General features: G+C 34.4%; 18 protein-coding genes. 3 read left to right on the top strand and 15 right to left on the bottom strand.

The window, feature by feature from the left end; genetic code table 11:
* Positions 1-28 precede the first annotated feature (28 nt).
* The 3 genes from HUE88_RS12550 to luxS are packed head-to-tail and all read right to left on the bottom strand — an operon-like array spanning position 29 to position 1,275.
* Positions 29-469 (bottom strand): hypothetical protein, encoded by a 441-nt coding sequence (locus HUE88_RS12550; protein ID WP_229860087.1) that lies wholly within the window; start codon positions 467-469, stop codon positions 29-31.
* Entirely contained in the window at positions 466-768 is a 303-nt protein-coding gene (locus tag HUE88_RS12555) for a hypothetical protein (protein WP_194369492.1), read from the bottom strand. Before HUE88_RS12555 ends, HUE88_RS12550 begins: the two co-directional genes overlap by 4 nt.
* A 3-nt stretch (positions 769-771) precedes the next feature.
* A complete protein-coding gene (luxS, locus tag HUE88_RS12560; RefSeq protein WP_194369493.1) occupies positions 772-1,275 on the bottom strand; it encodes an S-ribosylhomocysteine lyase in 504 nt (167 codons plus the stop codon).
* A 160-nt stretch (positions 1,276-1,435) separates the two neighbouring features.
* On the opposite strand from luxS, the gene HUE88_RS12565 reads away from it, so the two are divergent.
* From HUE88_RS12565 to HUE88_RS12575, 3 genes are read left to right on the top strand one after another with little or no spacing between them, the layout of a single operon-like run.
* Entirely contained in the window at positions 1,436-3,481 is a 2,046-nt protein-coding gene (locus HUE88_RS12565; RefSeq protein WP_194369494.1) for a methyl-accepting chemotaxis protein, read from the top strand.
* On the top strand, positions 3,462-4,040 hold the full coding sequence (locus HUE88_RS12570; protein WP_194369495.1) for a CheB methylesterase domain-containing protein: 579 nt from the start codon (positions 3,462-3,464) through the stop codon (positions 4,038-4,040). Before HUE88_RS12565 ends, HUE88_RS12570 begins: the two co-directional genes overlap by 20 nt.
* Positions 4,040-4,816 carry a CheR family methyltransferase gene (locus tag HUE88_RS12575; protein WP_194369496.1) on the top strand — a complete coding sequence of 259 codons (777 nt, stop codon included), beginning with the start codon at positions 4,040-4,042 and terminating at the stop codon, positions 4,814-4,816. The genes HUE88_RS12570 and HUE88_RS12575 overlap by 1 nt, the downstream gene beginning before the upstream one ends.
* A 126-nt stretch (positions 4,817-4,942) precedes the next feature.
* Here the strand turns inward: HUE88_RS12575 and HUE88_RS12580 are convergent, their stop codons facing one another.
* The 12 genes from HUE88_RS12580 to HUE88_RS12635 all read right to left on the bottom strand — a co-directional run bounded on the left by HUE88_RS12580 (position 4,943) and on the right by HUE88_RS12635 (position 18,710).
* Entirely contained in the window at positions 4,943-5,899 is a 957-nt protein-coding gene (locus HUE88_RS12580) for a thiamine pyrophosphate-dependent enzyme (RefSeq protein WP_194369497.1), read from the bottom strand.
* 9 nt (positions 5,900-5,908) lie between these two features.
* Entirely contained in the window at positions 5,909-7,132 is a 1,224-nt protein-coding gene (locus HUE88_RS12585) for a 2-oxoacid:ferredoxin oxidoreductase subunit alpha (RefSeq protein WP_194369498.1), read from the bottom strand.
* The gene (locus tag HUE88_RS12590; protein WP_194372691.1) at positions 7,133-7,528 is read right to left on the bottom strand and encodes a 4Fe-4S dicluster-binding protein; all 396 of its coding nucleotides are present in this window, start codon (positions 7,526-7,528) and stop codon (positions 7,133-7,135) included. It lies immediately after the preceding gene.
* A gap of 10 nt (positions 7,529-7,538) precedes the next feature.
* Positions 7,539-8,096, bottom strand: a complete 558-nt coding sequence (locus HUE88_RS12595) for a pyruvate flavodoxin oxidoreductase subunit gamma (protein ID WP_194369499.1) — start codon at positions 8,094-8,096, stop codon at positions 7,539-7,541.
* Between the two features lie 118 nt (positions 8,097-8,214).
* Positions 8,215-8,853: an HAD family hydrolase gene (locus HUE88_RS12600; protein WP_194369500.1), complete on the bottom strand. Its 639-nt coding sequence runs from the start codon at positions 8,851-8,853 to the stop codon at positions 8,215-8,217.
* A gap of 3 nt (positions 8,854-8,856) precedes the next feature.
* Positions 8,857-10,356, bottom strand: coding sequence for a peptide-binding protein (locus tag HUE88_RS12605; RefSeq protein ID WP_194369501.1), 1,500 nt, complete (start codon positions 10,354-10,356; stop codon positions 8,857-8,859).
* Between the two features lie 116 nt (positions 10,357-10,472).
* On the bottom strand, positions 10,473-10,862 hold the full coding sequence (gene rpsI, locus HUE88_RS12610) for a 30S ribosomal protein S9 (RefSeq protein WP_194369502.1): 390 nt from the start codon (positions 10,860-10,862) through the stop codon (positions 10,473-10,475).
* Positions 10,863-10,872: 10 nt separating this feature from the next.
* Entirely contained in the window at positions 10,873-11,295 is a 423-nt protein-coding gene (gene rplM / locus HUE88_RS12615) for a 50S ribosomal protein L13 (protein WP_194369503.1), read from the bottom strand.
* 214 nt (positions 11,296-11,509) lie between these two features.
* Complete coding sequence (locus tag HUE88_RS12620; protein WP_194369504.1) at positions 11,510-12,094, bottom strand: outer membrane beta-barrel protein; 585 nt, start codon at positions 12,092-12,094, stop codon at positions 11,510-11,512.
* A gap of 17 nt (positions 12,095-12,111) precedes the next feature.
* Positions 12,112-15,660: a peptidase associated/transthyretin-like domain-containing protein gene (locus HUE88_RS12625; RefSeq protein ID WP_194369505.1), complete on the bottom strand. Its 3,549-nt coding sequence runs from the start codon at positions 15,658-15,660 to the stop codon at positions 12,112-12,114.
* A gap of 147 nt (positions 15,661-15,807) precedes the next feature.
* Positions 15,808-18,546: a RecB-like helicase gene (locus HUE88_RS12630; RefSeq protein WP_194369506.1), complete on the bottom strand. Its 2,739-nt coding sequence runs from the start codon at positions 18,544-18,546 to the stop codon at positions 15,808-15,810.
* On the bottom strand, positions 18,546-18,710 hold the full coding sequence (locus HUE88_RS12635) for a hypothetical protein (protein WP_194369507.1): 165 nt from the start codon (positions 18,708-18,710) through the stop codon (positions 18,546-18,548). Before HUE88_RS12635 ends, HUE88_RS12630 begins: the two co-directional genes overlap by 1 nt.
* Positions 18,711-18,715 lie beyond the last annotated feature (5 nt).

The raw sequence follows: 18,715 nt of genomic DNA on the forward strand, positions 1-18,715 counted from the left end.
TTACCTTTTTGCTTTATTTTTTCTAATATCAAAGTCCATTACCCCACATGTGCATTTTTTTTGCCATGACTAAGTCATAACCATCAACTATATCTATATCATTTGGTGCACGAAATTCAAATTCTTCAAGCATAGCTTTTAAAGCTTCAATATCCATAATGCCTTTTTTTTCCATAATTATAATGTTTGCTGTATTTGCGAGAGATAAATAAGAGAGCTTCAAAAGCATCTTTTGGTCTTGATGAGCAAAGAATACATCTTTTAAAAGCACAATGTCGTTAGATCTGGGAAGAGCACGAAAACTCTGCGAAAAATTCAAGTTTTCATCATTATAAAGAACTAAGTTAAACTCACCATCAACACCCTGCATCATCTCTTCAAAGATGTCGCTTATTTCATCTCTACATGTAGAGACCTGCAGATAGTGGTTGCCTGGAAGTGGGGTAAAGAGTTCTTTAAACTGTTTCAATATGCTAAATCATGAAGCTCTTTAAATAGATACGCTTCAACTATATCATCTATACTTCTCCCAGTATGTGCAACTAAAACCATCATATTTTTCTCCATAAATGGCCAAACATATTCATTGTCATTTATAACGACTGCACACTCGCTAAGGTTCTCAAATGCATTATTATCAATGTTGTGGTTCACCTCTACAAGCTCACCCTCTTCAATTAACAATTGAGCCCATATTTTTGCATCCTCTATCTTAGTAAGAGATGCCTCTTGAACATCATCGCTATCCATCGGAAGTAAAATATACATTACTTAATCTACTTTTGACAAATCTAGGGCTAAAGCATCATTATCCATAATGCCAATATTTTTATTTAAAACAGCAGAAGCTATGCTTTTTGCATCTTCTAGTGAATGCATTTTATATGTTCCGCACTGGTATAGATTTAGTTCTGGTATATCATCTTGAGTTTTTACATTTAAGACATCTTCCATAGAAGCCCTCCATGCATCTGCAACAACTTTTTCATCAGGAGCACCTAAAAGTGACATATAAAAACCTGTTCTACAACCCATAGGTGAGAGGTCAATAATCTCTACTTTATCGCTGTTTAAATGGTCTCTCATAAAGCCTGCAAATAGATGCTCTAGCGTGTGAATTCCTTCAGATGAAAGAATATCCTCATTTGGTTTTACAAATCTTAAATCAAAAACTGTAACATCGTCTCCACTTGGAGTCTTCATCCCCTTTGCTCGACGAACGGCAGGTGCTGGCATAATTGTGTGGTCAACTGTAAAACTATCTAATAATGGCATAATTGTTTCCTTGTTTTAATTGAATAATTGTATCGTTATTTTATCTTAAAAAGACAATATAACGACTAGACAAAAAAAATAATTATTTTGCAGTAATATTATTTGTTTTTTTATAATATTTTGCTAGAATTCCACAATAAAATTTCACTAGGAACTTAAGATGAAAAACATCTCCATAAAACTACAGGTTATACTACTTACAGTATTTTCCCTGCTATTACTAGCATTTATAACAACTTACATATCAAGCACAAAAAGTAAAGAAGCTTTAGTAAAAAATAGCTATTCTCAGCTTACAACAGCAAGAGATATGAAAAAAAATTTTATAGAATCATTTTTTAATGAAAGTACAAGCGACATAGAAGTGTTGTCACTATCACAAAATGTTGAGAGTCTAGTAAATGACCTTATGTTTGTACATAAAGAACTAAAAGTTCAGGGAACAGACAACTATCCTGTCACAAATGAGCTAGCAAAAGAAAAAACTGTTTCTCATGAGCTGTTTTTTCAAAACTATATGAAATCATATAAACTGGCTGATATATTTGTCATTTGTGCAAAGCATGGACATGTAATGTATACAGCTGCAAAAGAGTCCGACTATGGTGCTAATCTTACATCTGGCTCACTTAAAGATAGTGGTCTCGGAGAAGCGTATAGAAAAGCTCTTCAAAATAATCGTACAACTTTTATAGATATGAAGCCCTATGCTCCAAGTAACAATGAACCAGCTATGTTTATATCAACACCTGTCAAGATTGATGGAGAGGTTAAAGCAGTATTAATATTTCAAGTAGCCGATAAAGCTATTAACAATATCATACAACACAGAATTGGATATGGTGATTCTCAAGAGGATTATTTAGTTGGTTCAGATAAGCTTATGAGAAGTGATAGTTTCCTTGACACTAAAAATCACACACTTAAAGCTTCTTTTGCAAATCCATCAAAAGGTTCTGTGGATACTGAGGCATCAAATGAAGCTCTAAGTGGTAAATCTGACACAAAAATAGTCATTGACTATAATGGCAATCCTGTTCTATCTTCTTATTCTACTGTTAATGTTGGTGAAGACTTTAAATGGGCTATTCTTTCAGAGATTGATGAAGCAGAAGTTCTTATAGTTCCAAACAGTATTAGAAATACTATAGTTTTATGGTCAGTTGTTATCTTAATTATCATTATTATTTTATCAGTTATTTTAGTAAATAACAGCCTTATTAAGCCTATAAATAAATTCAAAGAAACTCTTTTAAGTATAGGTAATAATAAAAATCTTACTTTAACTGTAGATGAAAATGCACCGCTTGAACTTTCTCAAATGGCTAAAAGTTTCAATAATTTAATAAAAGAGCTTAAAGATTTGATAGAGACTACTAAACTAAGTTCATCTGAAAATGCTTCTATCTCTCATGAACTCTCTACTACTGCTATGGGTGTTGGAAAAAATGTAGAAGAATCTGTTATTGTTGTAGATAATGCAACTGCAAAAGCTAATGAAATTAAAAGTGAGATTACAATCTCTATCATTGATGCCCAAGAGAGTAAAAAAGACATCATTAAAGCAAATGCCAATCTTGGTGAAGCTCGTCAGGATGTTGTAACTCTTACATCTCAGATTCAGCATAGTGCTCAACTTGAGATTGAGTTAGCTGATAGAATGAATACTCTATCATCTGAAGCGAGTGCAGTAAAAGCTGTCCTTGAAGTTATCTCAGATATAGCAGATCAAACAAATCTTTTAGCACTTAATGCTGCTATTGAAGCTGCACGAGCCGGTGAACATGGACGTGGATTTGCTGTTGTTGCGGATGAAGTTAGAAAACTAGCAGAGAGAACACAAAGATCTCTAACAGAGATTAATGCAACTATAAATATAATCGTTCAATCTATTTCGGATGTCAGTGGTCAAATGACTAGTAATTCTGAAGAAATTCAAGCACTAGCTAACACTGCAACAGAAGTTGAAGCAAAAATAAACCTTACTGTTAAAATTGTAGATGATGCAGTTAATGCAAGTGATAAAACTGTTACAGATTTTGAGAAAACTGGAATAAATATTGAAGCTATTGTTATGCAAGTCACACAGATAAATGAAATATCTTCTCAAAATGCTCGCAATGTTGAAGAGATTGCAGCTGCGGCTGACCATCTAAACTCGATGACAGACGAACTTCACTCTAAACTTGAAACATTCCGTACCTAGAAAAATTGTCCTTATTGGTGCCTCTACAGGAGGTCCAGGACAAATAGAAAGGATTATTAAATCTTTACCGCAACTTAGTGATTTGACCATAATTATTGCTCAGCATATGATTGATATTTTTTTACCTAGCTTTGCAAAAAGGTTACAAAGCATTAGTGTCAATCCTGTTTACATGGCAACTGATGGCCTCAATATTGATGTAAATCATATATATATATCTAATGGTCTAACATCTATTGCTGAAAAAGGCTCGCAACTCTATTTTAATATACAATTATCCGATAAGCACCAATATAATCCAGACATCAATACTCTCTTTAGTTCTTTGGTTCCTTTTAGTAAAAATATAGAAATACTTAGTATTATTCTTACAGGAATTGGCGATGATGGAATAATTGGATGCAGATTATTATCTATAAATGGGGCAAGGTGTATTACTGAAAGTGAGAAGAGTGCTATTGTTGATGGTATGCCATTTAGAGCTAGACAAGATGTACCAAATATTGAAGTATCTGATATAAATGAAATTATAAACAGTATAAAGGAGTTTTGCAGCTAATGTTTGGACTTTTTAATAAAAACAAAATAGCAGAGGAAGTAAAAAAGGTATTTATAGCTGAGGACTACAAAGATATTTTACCAGTCGCAGAATATTTTAAAAATGAGACAGGTGTAACATTTGAGAGGCAGACCAGTATACTTCAAAGCAAAGTAACTACCTTTTGTAAACAAAGAGAAATATATTCATTTATAGAACTTTTAAATACTATAGAACATAATAAAAATATAAAACAAGAGCTGATTGACTATCTGACAACCAATGAAACATATTTCTACAGAGAGTTTAAACAAATTTCAGAACTTGTTGACTTAGTTAAAAAAGAAAACAATAAAGTAAATATTTTATGTGCGCCATCTTCCACAGGAGAGGAATCTTACTCTATTGCAATTGCTCTACTCGAAGCAGGAATTCCATCTTATGATTTTCACATTACAGGTATTGATATTAACTCAGATGCTTTGAATAAAGCAAATATAGCTATCTATAGAGAAAGAAACGTAAGAAATCTATCATCAGATATTATTGAAAAATATTTCATAAAAAATGGTAGCGAATATATTTTAAACGATAATTTAAAACATCTTGTCAACTTTAAACTTGTAAATGTGTTTGATTCTTCTTTTAAACAAATTGGTAAATTTGACTTTGTGTTTTCAAGAAATATGCTTATCTATTTTGATAGTAAAACAAGATTAAAGGCTAAAGAAATTTTAGAGAGTATGAGAAAAGATAATAAATATAATGTATTTTTTGGACATGCGGATTTGTTTTAATAAAACTTGGAATTATTAAATAAGGCTTTAGATTTTATGTAGATTGTGCCTGAGGAGCAAAAAAGGCTAGACTATAAGTCTGCCATTTGCTCATCTGGTGCAAGATGTGTGAAAGCTAAAAAGTTTTTAAACTCTAGCTTCTTCACGACGATTTAGATACTCCCAGTTAGCGTCTACGCGCTCTTGCCACTCTTTTATTAAGTATTTGTATTCATCTTTAAATAGATGCTTAAAACGACCTTGTGCTGCTAAATACTCTTCAACAGGAACAACGTTTTTAGGTCTGTATGTAATATTCCACTCTTTACCATCAATAATTTCATAAAGTGGAAATACTAATGAATCTGTCGCTAAATCAGTTATCGCCATAGTGTCTTTTGGATCAAATCTCCACTCAGTTGTACAACAAGAAACTGCATTGATAAATGTTGCACCCTCTGTTGAAAAACCTCTTTGGATTTTTTTAACCATATCTTTCCATTTGTTTGGAGAAACTTGTGCTGCATATGGAATATGATGAGCAGCCATAATGCCCATAATATCTTTTTTATTTTTTGTCTCACCATAAGAGATTGAACCAGCAGGTGATGTTGTAGCACTTGAACCAATAGGTGTAGAGCTTGAACGCTGTCCACCAGTATTTGCATATACTTCATTATCTAAAGTAACATACATCATATTGTGGTTTCTTTCCATACAACCCGATAACCACTGTAAACCAATATCATAAGTTGCACCGTCACCACCAAAAGCAACGAACTTAGGGTTGCGATCTGGTTGCTTTAAACGACCTTTAGTTTTAAGTGCTTGGTACATTGACTCAGCGCCAGCAACTGCAGTTGAACTATTTTCAAAACCGATATGAATCCAAGAAGCATCCCATGAAGTGTATGGATAAACAGCTGTACAAACTTCAAGACAACCAGTTGATGCAGAAAGTACTAAATCATCATTTGTTGCATTTAAAACTTCACGAACAATAATAGAGTGAGCACAACCAGGACATAGAAGATTTGCACCCTCAAAACGGTCAGCTGAAGTTGAGAACTCTTTTAGGTTTTTAATTTTTTTTATTTCGCTCATAATAACTTCCTATAAATATGCTAGTTTCGGTCCACGAACACCGATAAACTGTTGTAATTGTGTAGTTATTTTACCAGCATCAGCATTTGCTTGAAGCTCGTTAAAAAGATCTACTAGATGTGCCTTAGTTAAGTCACGACCACCAAGACCATAAATATAACCAGAAAGTAATACTTTTGAATCAGTATTAAACAATGAGCCTGCAACTTCGTTAAACATAGCTCCTGCTGCACCACCTGGAGAAGAACGATCTAAAATGCCAACCGCTTTAATATCTTTAAGTGCGTCTGCAACTGCCATAAATGGGAATGGGCGAACAACACGAAGACCAACAACACCAGCTTTAATACCTTTAGCTCTCATCTCTTCCGCAACTTCTCTAGCTGTTTCAACAGAAGTACCAAGACAAAGTACTGCTACATCTGCATCATCCATACCATAACACTCAACTGGATTATATTTACGACCAGTTAATTTTTCAAATTCAGCAAAAGCTTCATCTAATTTTGGAGGAACACTTAACATTAGGTCTCTATGTTGACGAGCTTTATGCTCATAATGCCAATCTTCTTCAGTTTGAACACCGTGAGTTGCAGGATGTTCAAAGTCTAACATGTCATTCATCGGCTTATACTCACCAACAAAATTATATGCTACATCATCACTTAAAGTTTTAACACCTTGAGCTGTATGAGAAGTCATAAATCCATCTTGATTAACAATAGCTGGAAGTCTAACATCGTGATCTTCAGAAACTTTAAAAGCAATAAGGTTTAAATCATAAACATCTTGTGGGCAAAATGCATCAAGTTGTATCCAACCACTATCACGACATAAATACATATCAGAGTGATCACCATTAACATTTAATGGAGATGCTAAAGTACGATTTACAAGATTTAAAACAATTGGTAAACGCATACCAGATGCTTGGTAAAGAGTCTCTACCATTAATGCTAAACCTTGAGAAGATGTAGCAGTAGCAACACGACCACCAGCAGCAGCAGCACCAATACATGCGCTCATTGCAGCATGCTCAGACTCTACCATTACATATTCACCCTCAACGTAATTGTCAGATTTAAACTTTGCATAACCTTCAACTATTGGAGTTGATGGCGTAATAGGGTAAGCGGCAACAACATCAACTTGAACTTGTCTCATTGCTTGTGCTGCTGCGAAGTTACCATCCCATACTTCAGTCTCATTTAATTCCATTTTATCAAATGCCATTTATGCTTTCTCCTCTTCTTTTTTAGGCCATGAAGCTAGTTCTGCCTCTTCTTCTGCTTGCTCAGGGAACATCAAAAGCGACTTAGGGTTTGTAGGACAAACCTCAACACATATTCCACACCCTTTACAGTGATCCATATCGATACCAATCATTTTTTTGTCTCTAGAAATAATAGACATATCTGGACAAAAAATCCAACAAAATTGACAATCAATACAAAAGTCTTTGTTAAATACAGGTTTTTGTAATCTCCAGTCAGAAACATTTGCTCTAAAAGAGTTGTTTTCTGAATAAGCACGATCATCTTGGCTTGTTCCAGCAATGTCATCTATCTTACCATCAAAACTACGAAGTATAGCTCCAATTTCAAGTTCATTCCATCCTTTGTGTTCCATCATCTACTCCTTATTTCACTTCATCATAAGCGCGTTGAATTGCAAGCATATTCGCGTCAATAATTTTTTGTGGTAATTTTTTAAGAACTCTTTTCATACTCTCTTTAAAAAATTCTATTTCAAACATTCCAGAAACTTTCATAAATGCGCCAAGCATCGGTGTATTTGGAATTGGACGACCAATAGTTTCGTTTGCAATTGTTATACAATCAACAGTATGGACTTCTTTGCCAGCAAGTTTTGGTTGTTTTGCAACTAACTCTTCAACTGTTAAATGTGTAGTAACTATATATTTTGTATTTTCTTTTCCATTTAGTGTTATATCACCAGTCAGGGCCAATGCAGGATCAATTACAAAAACATAATCAGGCTTCATATACTTTTCATGATTCATTACAACTTTATCTGAAACGCGATTGTAAGCTGTCATTGACGCTCCACGTTTTGCTGATCCATAAAATGCAAATGCTTGCACATGCTTTCCTGTTGCAGAAACAACATCCGCCAAACCTTTAGCTCCTGTTACAGCTCCTTGACCAGCACGACTATGCCATCTAATTTCTAGCATATAATCTCCTTCTATTTATTATAAGAACAATTAGTTCTAATTTACTTCTTATTCTAGGCAAGTTGCTCTTAAAAATAGCTTGAAGTTATACACTTTATAATTAACTTAATAAAGTGTGTTATTTTTTCCTATTTTGAAGATAGTTAACTGCTTCAAGGGCATCATTAAATATAACATTTGTATGCTCTTTCAAACTGTTTAGCTCTCCATATCCGCATAATAGACCTATAGAATTTACTTTCGCATTTTTGGCCGAAATTAAATCTAATTTAGTGTCTCCAATCATCCATATCTCTTTATTATTAGTATCTAATTTCTCCAAAGCTTTTAGTATAGGTTCTTCATGCGGCTTAGGGTTCTCAACATCTTCTCTGCCAATTAAAACTTCAAAATATTCCATCAATTCAAAGTGCTCCATCAGAATTCTTGAGTATTCACCAGTTTTGGTTGTTACAATTCCTAAAATCGCAAATTCACTCGCTTTAATTACAGCCTCTCTGGCATTTACTAAAAGCTCTGTCCTAAGTGTTGAAATCTCACGATAGTACTCTTTATATGTTGCTACGTAATCCCAAACCACATCTCTGTGAACACCTAACTCTTCATACATTACATCAAGCGGATAGCCGATAAGTGCTTTAATCTCTTCATCTTTTGGATTTGGATATTTATGAACATTAAAAGAGTGGTGAAAAGTCTCCAATATCGCATCTGTGGAATCAATAAGTGTTCCATCTAAATCAAATAGTATAATCATAGTCTAATCTTTCTCCCAATTTATATAGTCATGCCAAATTCCGCTAGGGCTTGGAGTAACGTTTTTAATATTTTTATTTATTGCTGTAATTGAGTTTGGAATATACAAAAAGAGATATGGATTTTCATCTGTTATTGTTTTAAACATCTCTTTCCACATTACCGACAACTTATCTCTGTCTATAATACTTTGAGATTTTTCTATCATTTCATCTATCTTTTGATTGGAATATCCTACCAGGTTGAAGCCACCTTTTTTATCGCTGTCACTGTGCCAAAACATGTATGGGTCTGGAGTAGGTGAGAGTCCCCAACCAAGAAGAACAGTATCAAATTCATGAGGGAAAACAACCATATTTAAAAATGCCTGCCACTCCATGACTCTTAAGTTCACAATAATACCGGCGCTTTTAAGCTGATGCTGAATTATCTGTGCGGCATAAGGTCTTATAGCACTTGAATTTGATGTAACAATCTCGAAAGTAAATGGATTGTTCTCATCATATCCAGCCTCACTCAAAAGCTGCTTGGCTTTTTTTATATTTTGTGTTGGAGCTTTTACATCTTTGTTGAAAGCTTTAGTCGCAGGGAGAAAAGGACCAGTACAGACTTTGGCATGATTAAAAAATAAAATTTCTACTATCTCGTCTCTGTCGATAGATATGGAAATTGCCTCCCGTACTTTTGGATTTTTAAACTTTTCAACTCTTAAATTAAAACCAAGGTAAGTGTATGATCTGGAAATCTGCTCATATGTATTGAAATTATTAAAAAAATCTTTACTTAACTGTCTTTCAAACTGCATCGGTTCAATACTTCCAACATCTAAAGCGGATGATTTCAACATTAAAAAGCGTGTCATTGGGTCGGCTATCACATGAAAAGATATTTTGTCTATTTTTGCACGGCCTTCGAAATAATCATCAAATGCAGTTAGTATAATATTTTTTGAGTGTTCTAATTGATAGAGTTTATACGCACCTGTACCTATTGGATTTGTGTTAAAAGATGAGTTCATAAGATTCTCTTCATCTCTTAAAACATGCTCTGGTAATATTCCCATCATCCAAGTTTCTAATGCCTTAAAATATGGCTCTTTATACCTTACTCTTACCGTCAGCTCATCAAGTACTTCAACACTCTTTACAAATCTGAAATTTGCACTGTATGGTGAGCTTATTTTTGATGAGACAAGCACATCATAAGTGAAAACAACATCTTTTGCAGTGAAAATCTCCCCATCATGCCACTTAACATTCTTATGAAGCTTGAATATAAGGGTTGTATTGTCCTCGTAGTAAAACTCTTTTGCCAAATCACCTATAATTGTGGATGAATCTTTGTCGTATTTTATAAGCCCATTAAATAAAAAACCTGTTATCTCTGATGAGCTTGAGTCTGTTGCCAAGATAGGGTTCAATCGTGCCGGATTTGTTGAAGTTGCAAGGTTGAGTGTTGATGAAAAAAGGTTTATGGATAAAAGTAGCAGTATTATGTAGTGCAAAATTACTCTTTTTTTAAAGAGATTATACCAAAGTTACTTAGAGTTGTTAGTTAATGAAAAGTTTAGGGAGGAGCTTTAACAGCGCCAAAAGCGCTGATAAAAAGTTTTTGTAACGATTAACGCTTAGAGAACTGACGAGAACGACGAGCTTTACGCTTACCTGGCTTCTTACGTTCAACAACACGTGAATCACGAGTCATCATGCCTTCTGGCTTAAGAATCGCTTTTAATGCTGGATCAAATGCAACTAATGCACGAGAAATACCGTGGCGAAGTGCATCTGCTTGACCACCAAAACCACCACCCATTGTGCTAGCTACGATATCAACTGATGTATTTTGTTTTGTTAAAGCAAGTGGCTGCTTAACACGAAGTTTCTTAGCTTCTAATCCACCTAACCATGCGTCTAAAGAAAGACCATTGATTGTGATATTACCTGAACCTGGTGTTAACCATACTTTTGCTATTGAAGCTTTACGACGACCTGTTGCGTATATTTTTGCCATATGTCAATCCTTACTTAGCAAGTTGTGCAGTGTGAGGATGCTCAGCATCTGCATAAATTTTTAATTTTTTAATCATCTTAGCACCAAGCTTAGTTTTAGGAAGCATACCGCGAACAGCTAGTTTGTAAAGCTTTTCAGGGTTTTTTGCTAAAAGCTCAGTCATTTTAACACTCTTAGTGCTACCGAAGTAACCTGAGTGAGAAAAATACTCTTTATTAGCTATTTTACCTAGACCGTTAAATTTTGCTTTAGAAGCATTTACGATAACAACGAAGTCACCACAGTCAATGTTTGGAGTCCAACATACTTTGTTCTTACCACGAAGTATAGTAGCTACTTCAGTGATCATACGACCAAAAGTCTTACCCTCAGCGTCAATCAAAACCCATTTTTGATCAATTTGTTCAGAAGTTGCAATTTTTGTAAATTTCATTCTTGAACCTTTATCTTGAGATTTTAACAAAACAGTCAATAGGACTGCTTGTTTTAGTGGCGAAAGTATAACCGTATAAACTTACAAGAAGCTTAATTTTTGGTTTATTTAAGGTTGCATTATTTCTTAGTCAGATAGACCCTGAATCTATTTCAGGGCTACGGAGGTGTCGTCATTCCAAACTTTATTTGGAATCTTATATTTTATAAACTGATTAATACTTATAAATAACGCTCATATATCCAGATATGACATTATCAAACTGATACGATACACTACTCTTTGTATTTTCAGTATTTAAGCTCATATATCTTGCTCCTATATCTATATCAATATCTTTGCTCACATGTATATTTGTTCCTACATCTATGCCGTAATATACATCAGTAGCTGTTCTTGAAAAATTTTCTCCATCTCCTGTAAACTCTATGCTTGCAAGACCAAGATTTAAGCCAATAAACAAGTCAAGCGCCTTTGATGCCTCAAACATATACTGACCTTCTACCCCGAATGTTGCTAAACTATCAAAAGTGTCATCTGTATCAGCATAGTATGCAGCACTAACAAATATTCTGTAATCATCTGACCTTGCACCTAGCTTTAATCCTATATGCCCAAAGTTGTAATCGTTGTTTAGTGAAGTTACACCATCACTCATTTTATTATTTAAAACACTATAGCCAGCTTCAATAGCGACTAGAGAAGTTTCACTGTCAAAACTAAAGTCTGAGTCACCAGCAACTAAAGATGTACTTATAATAGCACTCGCTAAAACAATTTTTTTTATATTATTTATCATATGATTATGCATCCTTTTTAAAATTCATCTGCAACTAAAATATTTACAATTTCAATTGTGCCAGCAGCAGGTGTTGCCCCAATATCTGTTACATTAACATCTGCATATGCTACATTATTACTTAAGTTATTATCTGAAGAGATTACACTGTTTACTTGTAAATTATCACTTGTTTTTACACTGTATGCAAAGTTAGCGTGTCTATACCACTCTGGTGATTCTTTTATCTTAATAGGAATTCTATATGTCGCTCCAACAACTCCAGCTGAAGTATTTACTACATCTGCTTCCAATCCTGATGCTCGCAATGTGATTTTTTTAGCTTCACCGACTCTTACATATTTAGCAGTAGGCAAATCATACCCTACAAGATTTACCCACAACATAACACTTTTACCAGTTAAGAAATAATCATATGTTACCTTAATAGCCATTGTTCCAGTATCGTCCATTATATAGTTGCCATCTTTTGGTTCAACTATTGCTATTGCTTCACCGCCTTCAGGGTCTTGACGATGGTTATTTCCAACTGCAAAACCTAAGCTTGACGTATCATTACCATCATAATTCTCTATTAAATCAAGTATGCTATCTGTATTTGTATTGATACTCCACTTTCCAGACGCTTCATATGTAAAACCGTCACCAAAAAGCACTAAGCTATCCGTTGCTTGATTAACATTAGCAAAGACATTATTTGGAGCCGTAAAAGTATTGGCTGTTCCATCAATATCACCACCATCTACTGTGTCGAAATACAAGTTGTTATTAGCGCCGACACCACTTAGGTTCGAATCAACTGCATACCCTGCTATCATCCCCATTGATACTGATGGATTGGAATTGACTACATTGTTATATCTATCAGTTACTCTTAGTATCCAGTTTTCAGTAAAGCTTGCGGTTGAGCCATCATTTGTTTCTGTGCTTGCATAAGAGAGGCTAATCGCACTTGGTGGACCAGATACAACAATGACATTAAATACTTTTGATAAATTTTGCTCATTGTTATTCACATCTAAAAATGTAGCACTTACCTCAATAGGTATAACACCAGAAATAATATTAGAATTTACATTTATGGTTATATTGTTCTTAGTAAAATCCAATGTTGTTGACGTAGTATTTGTTTCATTACCATCAGTGTTAGATAGAGTTCCAAGATTTGGATTTAAGATGGTAGTTGTAAAAGTCGTTACATTAGCATCTGGAACCAACGCACCATCAGAATCTTTAATAAAAAATGACATCAACTTACTTGTTTCAAGTCCCATTGTAATATTATTATCTGATAGACTGCTATACAATATGTAATTTGTTGCTACTTGATTAGAATCAGGATTAATTGTGAATGTAAATGCTTTTTTATTTGTTGGATTTGTTTCATGATAAAAATTAAATACAATATCCGAAGTATTATTATCTAATTGAGCTGGAGCTGTATAAGTAAATGTAGCTTTTCCATTTACAATCGATACATTCAAATCAGAGAAACTACCTATATCTCTATTTTCCTTTATGTCATCAGGAAATTGAACCTTAACATTTCCATCTGAATATGGGTTATTACTTCCATCCACAACATTCATCTCTATACTGATAAGTTGGCTGTTCTGTGTGATTTCTTTTGTTTCTTCAACTAAATATACATCAATTACTGATGGCTCATAGTTAACAGTTAAAGTAGCGTTTACATCGCTGTTGTATGAAAATATAAAGTTTAAAGAAGGGATTGACTTCAATGGATTTGGAGCAATAAAATTAAATATAGCTTCACCATTTACTATAGCAACCTCACTCTGTGTAAATTGTCCACCTGAAACATTCCCATCAACAATCTCAGAAGGATAACTAATGCTGATTGTGCCATCGTTAAAAACATTACCGTTATCATTAAATGCCAATACTTTAACACTTACATTTTCTGAACTTTCTGAAACAGTTATCTCAGATTTTTCTAAACGAATTTTTGGCACTTGAGTTAACAACGGACTTACAGTAATTACTGCATTCACGTCCTTTGAGGTATTGTTTTGCATTTTAAAAGTTAAAGTAGATGTATTTAGATCCGTCAAATTAACTGGTGCTGTATATGTGAATGCAACATGCCCGTTTACATCTGTAATACCACTGAAAGAATTCATAGTGCCCACAGCACCGTCAAAATAGTCTAGTAAAATACTTTCATTTGCTGCTGGTCTACTATCGTTATCTTCCAGGTATAGGTCAAACACTTCAACTTGGCTACTAGCTGTTATGGTTCTGTTAGCATCTACTAGTGTAAGGTTGTATGCACTGTAGTCTGTTGTTGTAATTGTTGTATTTACCAATAAATTAGTAGTTGCTATTTTAGAAGAGTCATTCTCCATTCTAAATGTAAGAGCATATGTAGTTGCATGTACTACATTTTCTATTGATGTATAGTTAAATGCTGCATGTCCATTTGCATCTGTCGTTCCACTGAAACTACTCATTGTTCCTTTACTTCCATCGAAGTAATCTAATGTAATAACTTCACCTGCAGCTGGTTTACTTATTCCAGTTGAGTTGTCATCTAAGTATACATCTATAACTTTTGATTGGAAGCCTTCTGTAATATTTGCATCTGATGGTACTGATGTAAGTGTATAGCTTGAATAATCTTTTGTTGGAACTGTTGTGTTTACTAATAGATTAGTAGTTGCTATTCTAGAAGAGTCATTCTCCATTCTAAATGTAAGAGCATATGTAGTTGCATGTACTACATTTTCTATTGATGTATAGTTAAACACTACATGTCCATTTGCATCAGTTGTCCCTTCAAAAGCATTCATTGAACCGCTGTCTCCATCGAAGAAATCAACCATAATTACTTCACCTACAGCTGGCTTACTTATTCCAGTTGAGTTGTCATCCAAATATACATCTATTACTTTTGATTGTAAGCCTTCTGTAATATTTGCATCTGATGGTACTGATGTAAGTGTATAACTTGAATAATCTTTTGGTACTGTAAACACAACTCTAAAAGTAGTATTTACATCAGTAGAAGTCGAACTATAAAATAAAAAATCTGCGCCTGTATGATCTTGACTTCTCAAGTATGCTATATTGCTTGGTGGAGTATATGTAAAGCTTGCTTTTCCTCCACTAATACCAACACCATTAGCTGGAGACATTTGTCCCAGATAAGTCACCGGTACACCTGAAACATATGGATAACCAACAAGTATAGCCCCTTCTGTATTTCCTGTACCAGCAGTGTTAAATGCAGCAATATCAATGCCTACCACTCCATCTGCTCCATTATCTTCTGTTACAGCAACACTTACCAATCCACTAGCAGTATCAACTATAGTGTATTGATCTGTGCTAATAGAAGCAGAAAGGTATCTAGGCTCAGTTGTTGCATTCACATCAATAGGTGGAAGAGTAGTATTAATATCAGGCGGAATAGTAGTATTCCCATCCACTGAAGTATTAATATCTACTGAAGAAGCACTTGGTGCATCACTATTGTCACTCTGACAACCAGTAAATGAAACAAGCAATAGTAAACTAAGTAGTAGCGATTTATATATATTCATTTGTAATCCCTTTATGATTTCACATTTTTTTTACAATAAAGAACAATATAATACATTAATAATTGTAAGATATAAATTAAATAGATAATTATGCACTGAAAAGGAACTAGCTGACTTTTTTAGTAACAATATGTAACTAAAACTAGCTTAAACTACAACTAACTTTACTTCATTTTTAAGCAAATAACATATATATCCATTTACCTCTTCGCCTGTTATCTCTTTAATGGCTTTGACATAGTAGCGAACTTGTTTTAAGTGGTGCTCACTGTAAGAGATAGAACTCTTATAATCTATAACATTCCAGCTGTCAAACAGGCTCTCTGTATTTGTGTCACTTTTTACCAGTAGATCAATATATCTTAGGTTGTTTTTATATCTGATAGCTTGTTCTTTGTAACACTCACCGCTGGAGAGTCTCTTAAATTTCTCATTTTTCAAAAGCATTTTTACACGGTTTTGTATATCTTCAATCTCTTGTTCATCTAAAGAGTGTCCGTATTTGTTGAGCATCATATCTTTGGCATTTATAATATTTTGCTCTTTGAAATCTCCAAGCATCTCCAACATGTAGTGAAGAGCCAAACCAAAGTTTATAGACTTTAAGTCCTCCTCTTTCTCATCTTCAAGTTTTAAAATATCGCTTTGAGTTCCATAATAAAGATTTTTATAACTAAGATCTTTAAACTCTATTTGAGAAGCAGAGAAATTAGTGTTGCTTTCACATTTAAGAGTTCCGCTCTTCTTACATGTAAGGTCTAAAATCTCAAATATCGAGCCTTTTGATTTCATTATTACAAAAAGATTGTCTCGAGCTCTTGTAAATGCAACATAAAGAGCATTTAAACTATCCTCACGGACCAAACTCTTCTCTTTTAAGAGTGCATTTGCATACTTGGTGTCTATCGCGTCGCGACCCTTTATCCGGAGGTAAATATTTTTTAAAGTTATCCCCTCATACTCGTAGATTATGGTGTCTCTCTCTGGCGGAGCTTTTTTTAATCTGTCCATAACTATGACATGCTCATACTCTAAACCTTTTGATTTATGAACCGTTAGGACTCTTACCCCGTTAAGCTCTGAAGCTGCAGCACTTGTATCTAAACGTTCATACTCAAAAAGAAGAGCTTCAATATCACTGTATTTTGAGATGGCGTTTAAAAACCTGATAAGATTAAAATCATCGCTGAAAAGTTCATACTTCTCAATAACCTCTTTAACTACATGTAGAATCTTAACCTCATTCAAATCAACTCTTTTGATACCCCCGACCTCTTGTCTCACAAGAGCAAAAAAGTTGTACATGTAGATATCTTCTCCAAAATAGAGATACTTCAAATACTCCAAAATCGCTTTCACGCTTCTTTGGTTTATTAGCTTTGTAGTTGTTTCTGTTACAACCTCTATATTTTGAGCATTTAAAGACTGTTTAACCTCGCCGCCGTCACCGTTTGTGGCACATAAAATTGCTATTTCATTTATGTTTGCGCCATTACTAAGAAGTCTTTGAACCTGAGTTGTGACCTCCTGCAAAAGTTCGTCATTTTGGACAACTTCTACATAACCGCCGTTTGCTTCTGGCCTAACCAACTGGGAAGAGTAGTTTTTTATCTTATCAATAAAAGCACTATTTACAAACTCAATAACCTCTTTTTGTGAGCGGTAGTTCGTCAGCAGTTTTTCTACATGTGTGTTGTTTTCCTCTTGAACAGTCCCAAACAGAGATGAAACACCGCCGCGAAATCTGTAAATAGACTGCTTTACATCTCCGACAAAAAAGAAACTCCCGTTTTCAAAAATCCCGTTTCCTGATGTAATCTCATTAATCAGCGGTTTCATAATCTCATACTGCAATATGCTTGTGTCTTGGAACTCATCCAGCAACATATGCTCTATTTGTGAGTCAAGCCTAAAGTATAAAAACTCACTGTCGTCAATCAGGTTTAAAATCTCATAAACCAAATATGTAACATCAGAAAAACTAAGTTCGCTGTCATCCATGTAGAGAGCTTTTTTGCTCTTTGCGTAGATGTCAACCAGCTCTTTTATACCAAAGAAGAAGTTCTGCTCTTTTGCACGGTTTTGATTTTTTATAGCCTCTTGAATTTTGAGTAGCAAATCATCCATTACAGGGGTGAAACACTTTTTAAAAGTGCTGTAATCAAGGGACTCTCTTGCTATCCAAGCCTTTTGGCTGAGTTCATAAAAGTTTTCTGCCTCTACTGATTTTATAGCGGTTTTCGAAGCTGCTTCGCAAGACTCAACGAGTGCTCTTAGCTCTGACATGTAAAGCATAGCCTCCTCTTCGAACTGCAAATAATTCTGCTTTGAAAACTCCATATCTTTAAGCTCAGAAAACTTCACATAAAACTCATCCAAAAGCGTAAAGATATCTGTAAGTCGTTTTTTTGAAGAGAGCGAGAGAGTTATCAGAGTCTCTTTTTTACCTGCAACTGTCACCTCTTTTAAAAATCGTGAAAGAAGTTTAAGTTCGTGCTGAGATGCAAAAGTAGAGAAGTCAGGCATCAAAGAGGCATACAGAGAAAACTTTCTAAGTATCTGCGTGAAAAAGCTGTCAATCGTCATAATTTTTGTATGTGAGTTTAAAAACTCATTTAAAATTCTTTGACGGTTCTCAAGCAGGAACTCGCGCGGCAACTCTGTGACTTTAACTATCTCATCAAGCTCCCCACGATTCTCAAGCTCTTCGAGAGTTGAGACAACTCTCTCCTGCATCTCACTGGCAGCCTTGTTTGTAAAGGTAAGTGCCAATATCTTAGACGGTTGTGCCCCCTGAAACAGCAGACTAAGGTAACGGACAACGAGCATAAAAGTCTTACCGCTTCCCGCACTTGCTTCGTAAGCTAGATTATTTATAAATGCCATTACTTATCCAACAATTCATTTAATTCTTGCTCCCAACAAAACATGAGCAAAGCACTATTTACCGTGCTGGCGATTTTTGTTTGCGAATAGTTTATTTTAGATTTTATATCTATAATAAAGGCTTTGTATTCTTTTGTTGTATTTATATTTGTTGGTTTATTCATTTTCT

Source organism: Candidatus Sulfurimonas baltica, from assembly GCF_015265455.1.
GTDB classification, from domain to species: domain Bacteria; phylum Campylobacterota; class Campylobacteria; order Campylobacterales; family Sulfurimonadaceae; genus Sulfurimonas; species Sulfurimonas baltica.

What these genes read in the sequence shown, in the direction of transcription:
- HUE88_RS12585 (WP_194369498.1), bottom strand. Translation starts at nt 7,132, where the DNA reads ATGGCATTTGATAAAATGGAATTAAATGAGACTGAAGTATGGGATGGT.
- HUE88_RS12600 (WP_194369500.1), bottom strand. Translation starts at nt 8,853, where the DNA reads ATGATTATACTATTTGATTTAGATGGAACACTTATTGATTCCACAGAT.
- HUE88_RS12590 (WP_194372691.1), bottom strand. Translation starts at nt 7,528, where the DNA reads ATGGAACACAAAGGATGGAATGAACTTGAAATTGGAGCTATACTTCGT.
- HUE88_RS12565 (WP_194369494.1), top strand. Translation starts at nt 1,436, where the DNA reads ATGAAAAACATCTCCATAAAACTACAGGTTATACTACTTACAGTATTT.
- HUE88_RS12555 (WP_194369492.1), bottom strand. Translation starts at nt 768, where the DNA reads ATGTATATTTTACTTCCGATGGATAGCGATGATGTTCAAGAGGCATCT.
- rpsI (WP_194369502.1), bottom strand. Translation starts at nt 10,862, where the DNA reads ATGGCAAAAATATACGCAACAGGTCGTCGTAAAGCTTCAATAGCAAAA.
- HUE88_RS12595 (WP_194369499.1), bottom strand. Translation starts at nt 8,096, where the DNA reads ATGCTAGAAATTAGATGGCATAGTCGTGCTGGTCAAGGAGCTGTAACA.
- HUE88_RS12620 (WP_194369504.1), bottom strand. Translation starts at nt 12,094, where the DNA reads ATGATAAATAATATAAAAAAAATTGTTTTAGCGAGTGCTATTATAAGT.
- HUE88_RS12625 (WP_194369505.1), bottom strand. Translation starts at nt 15,660, where the DNA reads ATGAATATATATAAATCGCTACTACTTAGTTTACTATTGCTTGTTTCA.
- HUE88_RS12575 (WP_194369496.1), top strand. Translation starts at nt 4,040, where the DNA reads ATGTTTGGACTTTTTAATAAAAACAAAATAGCAGAGGAAGTAAAAAAG.
- rplM (WP_194369503.1), bottom strand. Translation starts at nt 11,295, where the DNA reads ATGAAATTTACAAAAATTGCAACTTCTGAACAAATTGATCAAAAATGG.
- HUE88_RS12635 (WP_194369507.1), bottom strand. Translation starts at nt 18,710, where the DNA reads ATGAATAAACCAACAAATATAAATACAACAAAAGAATACAAAGCCTTT.
- HUE88_RS12580 (WP_194369497.1), bottom strand. Translation starts at nt 5,899, where the DNA reads ATGAGCGAAATAAAAAAAATTAAAAACCTAAAAGAGTTCTCAACTTCA.
- luxS (WP_194369493.1), bottom strand. Translation starts at nt 1,275, where the DNA reads ATGCCATTATTAGATAGTTTTACAGTTGACCACACAATTATGCCAGCA.
- HUE88_RS12630 (WP_194369506.1), bottom strand. Translation starts at nt 18,546, where the DNA reads ATGGCATTTATAAATAATCTAGCTTACGAAGCAAGTGCGGGAAGCGGT.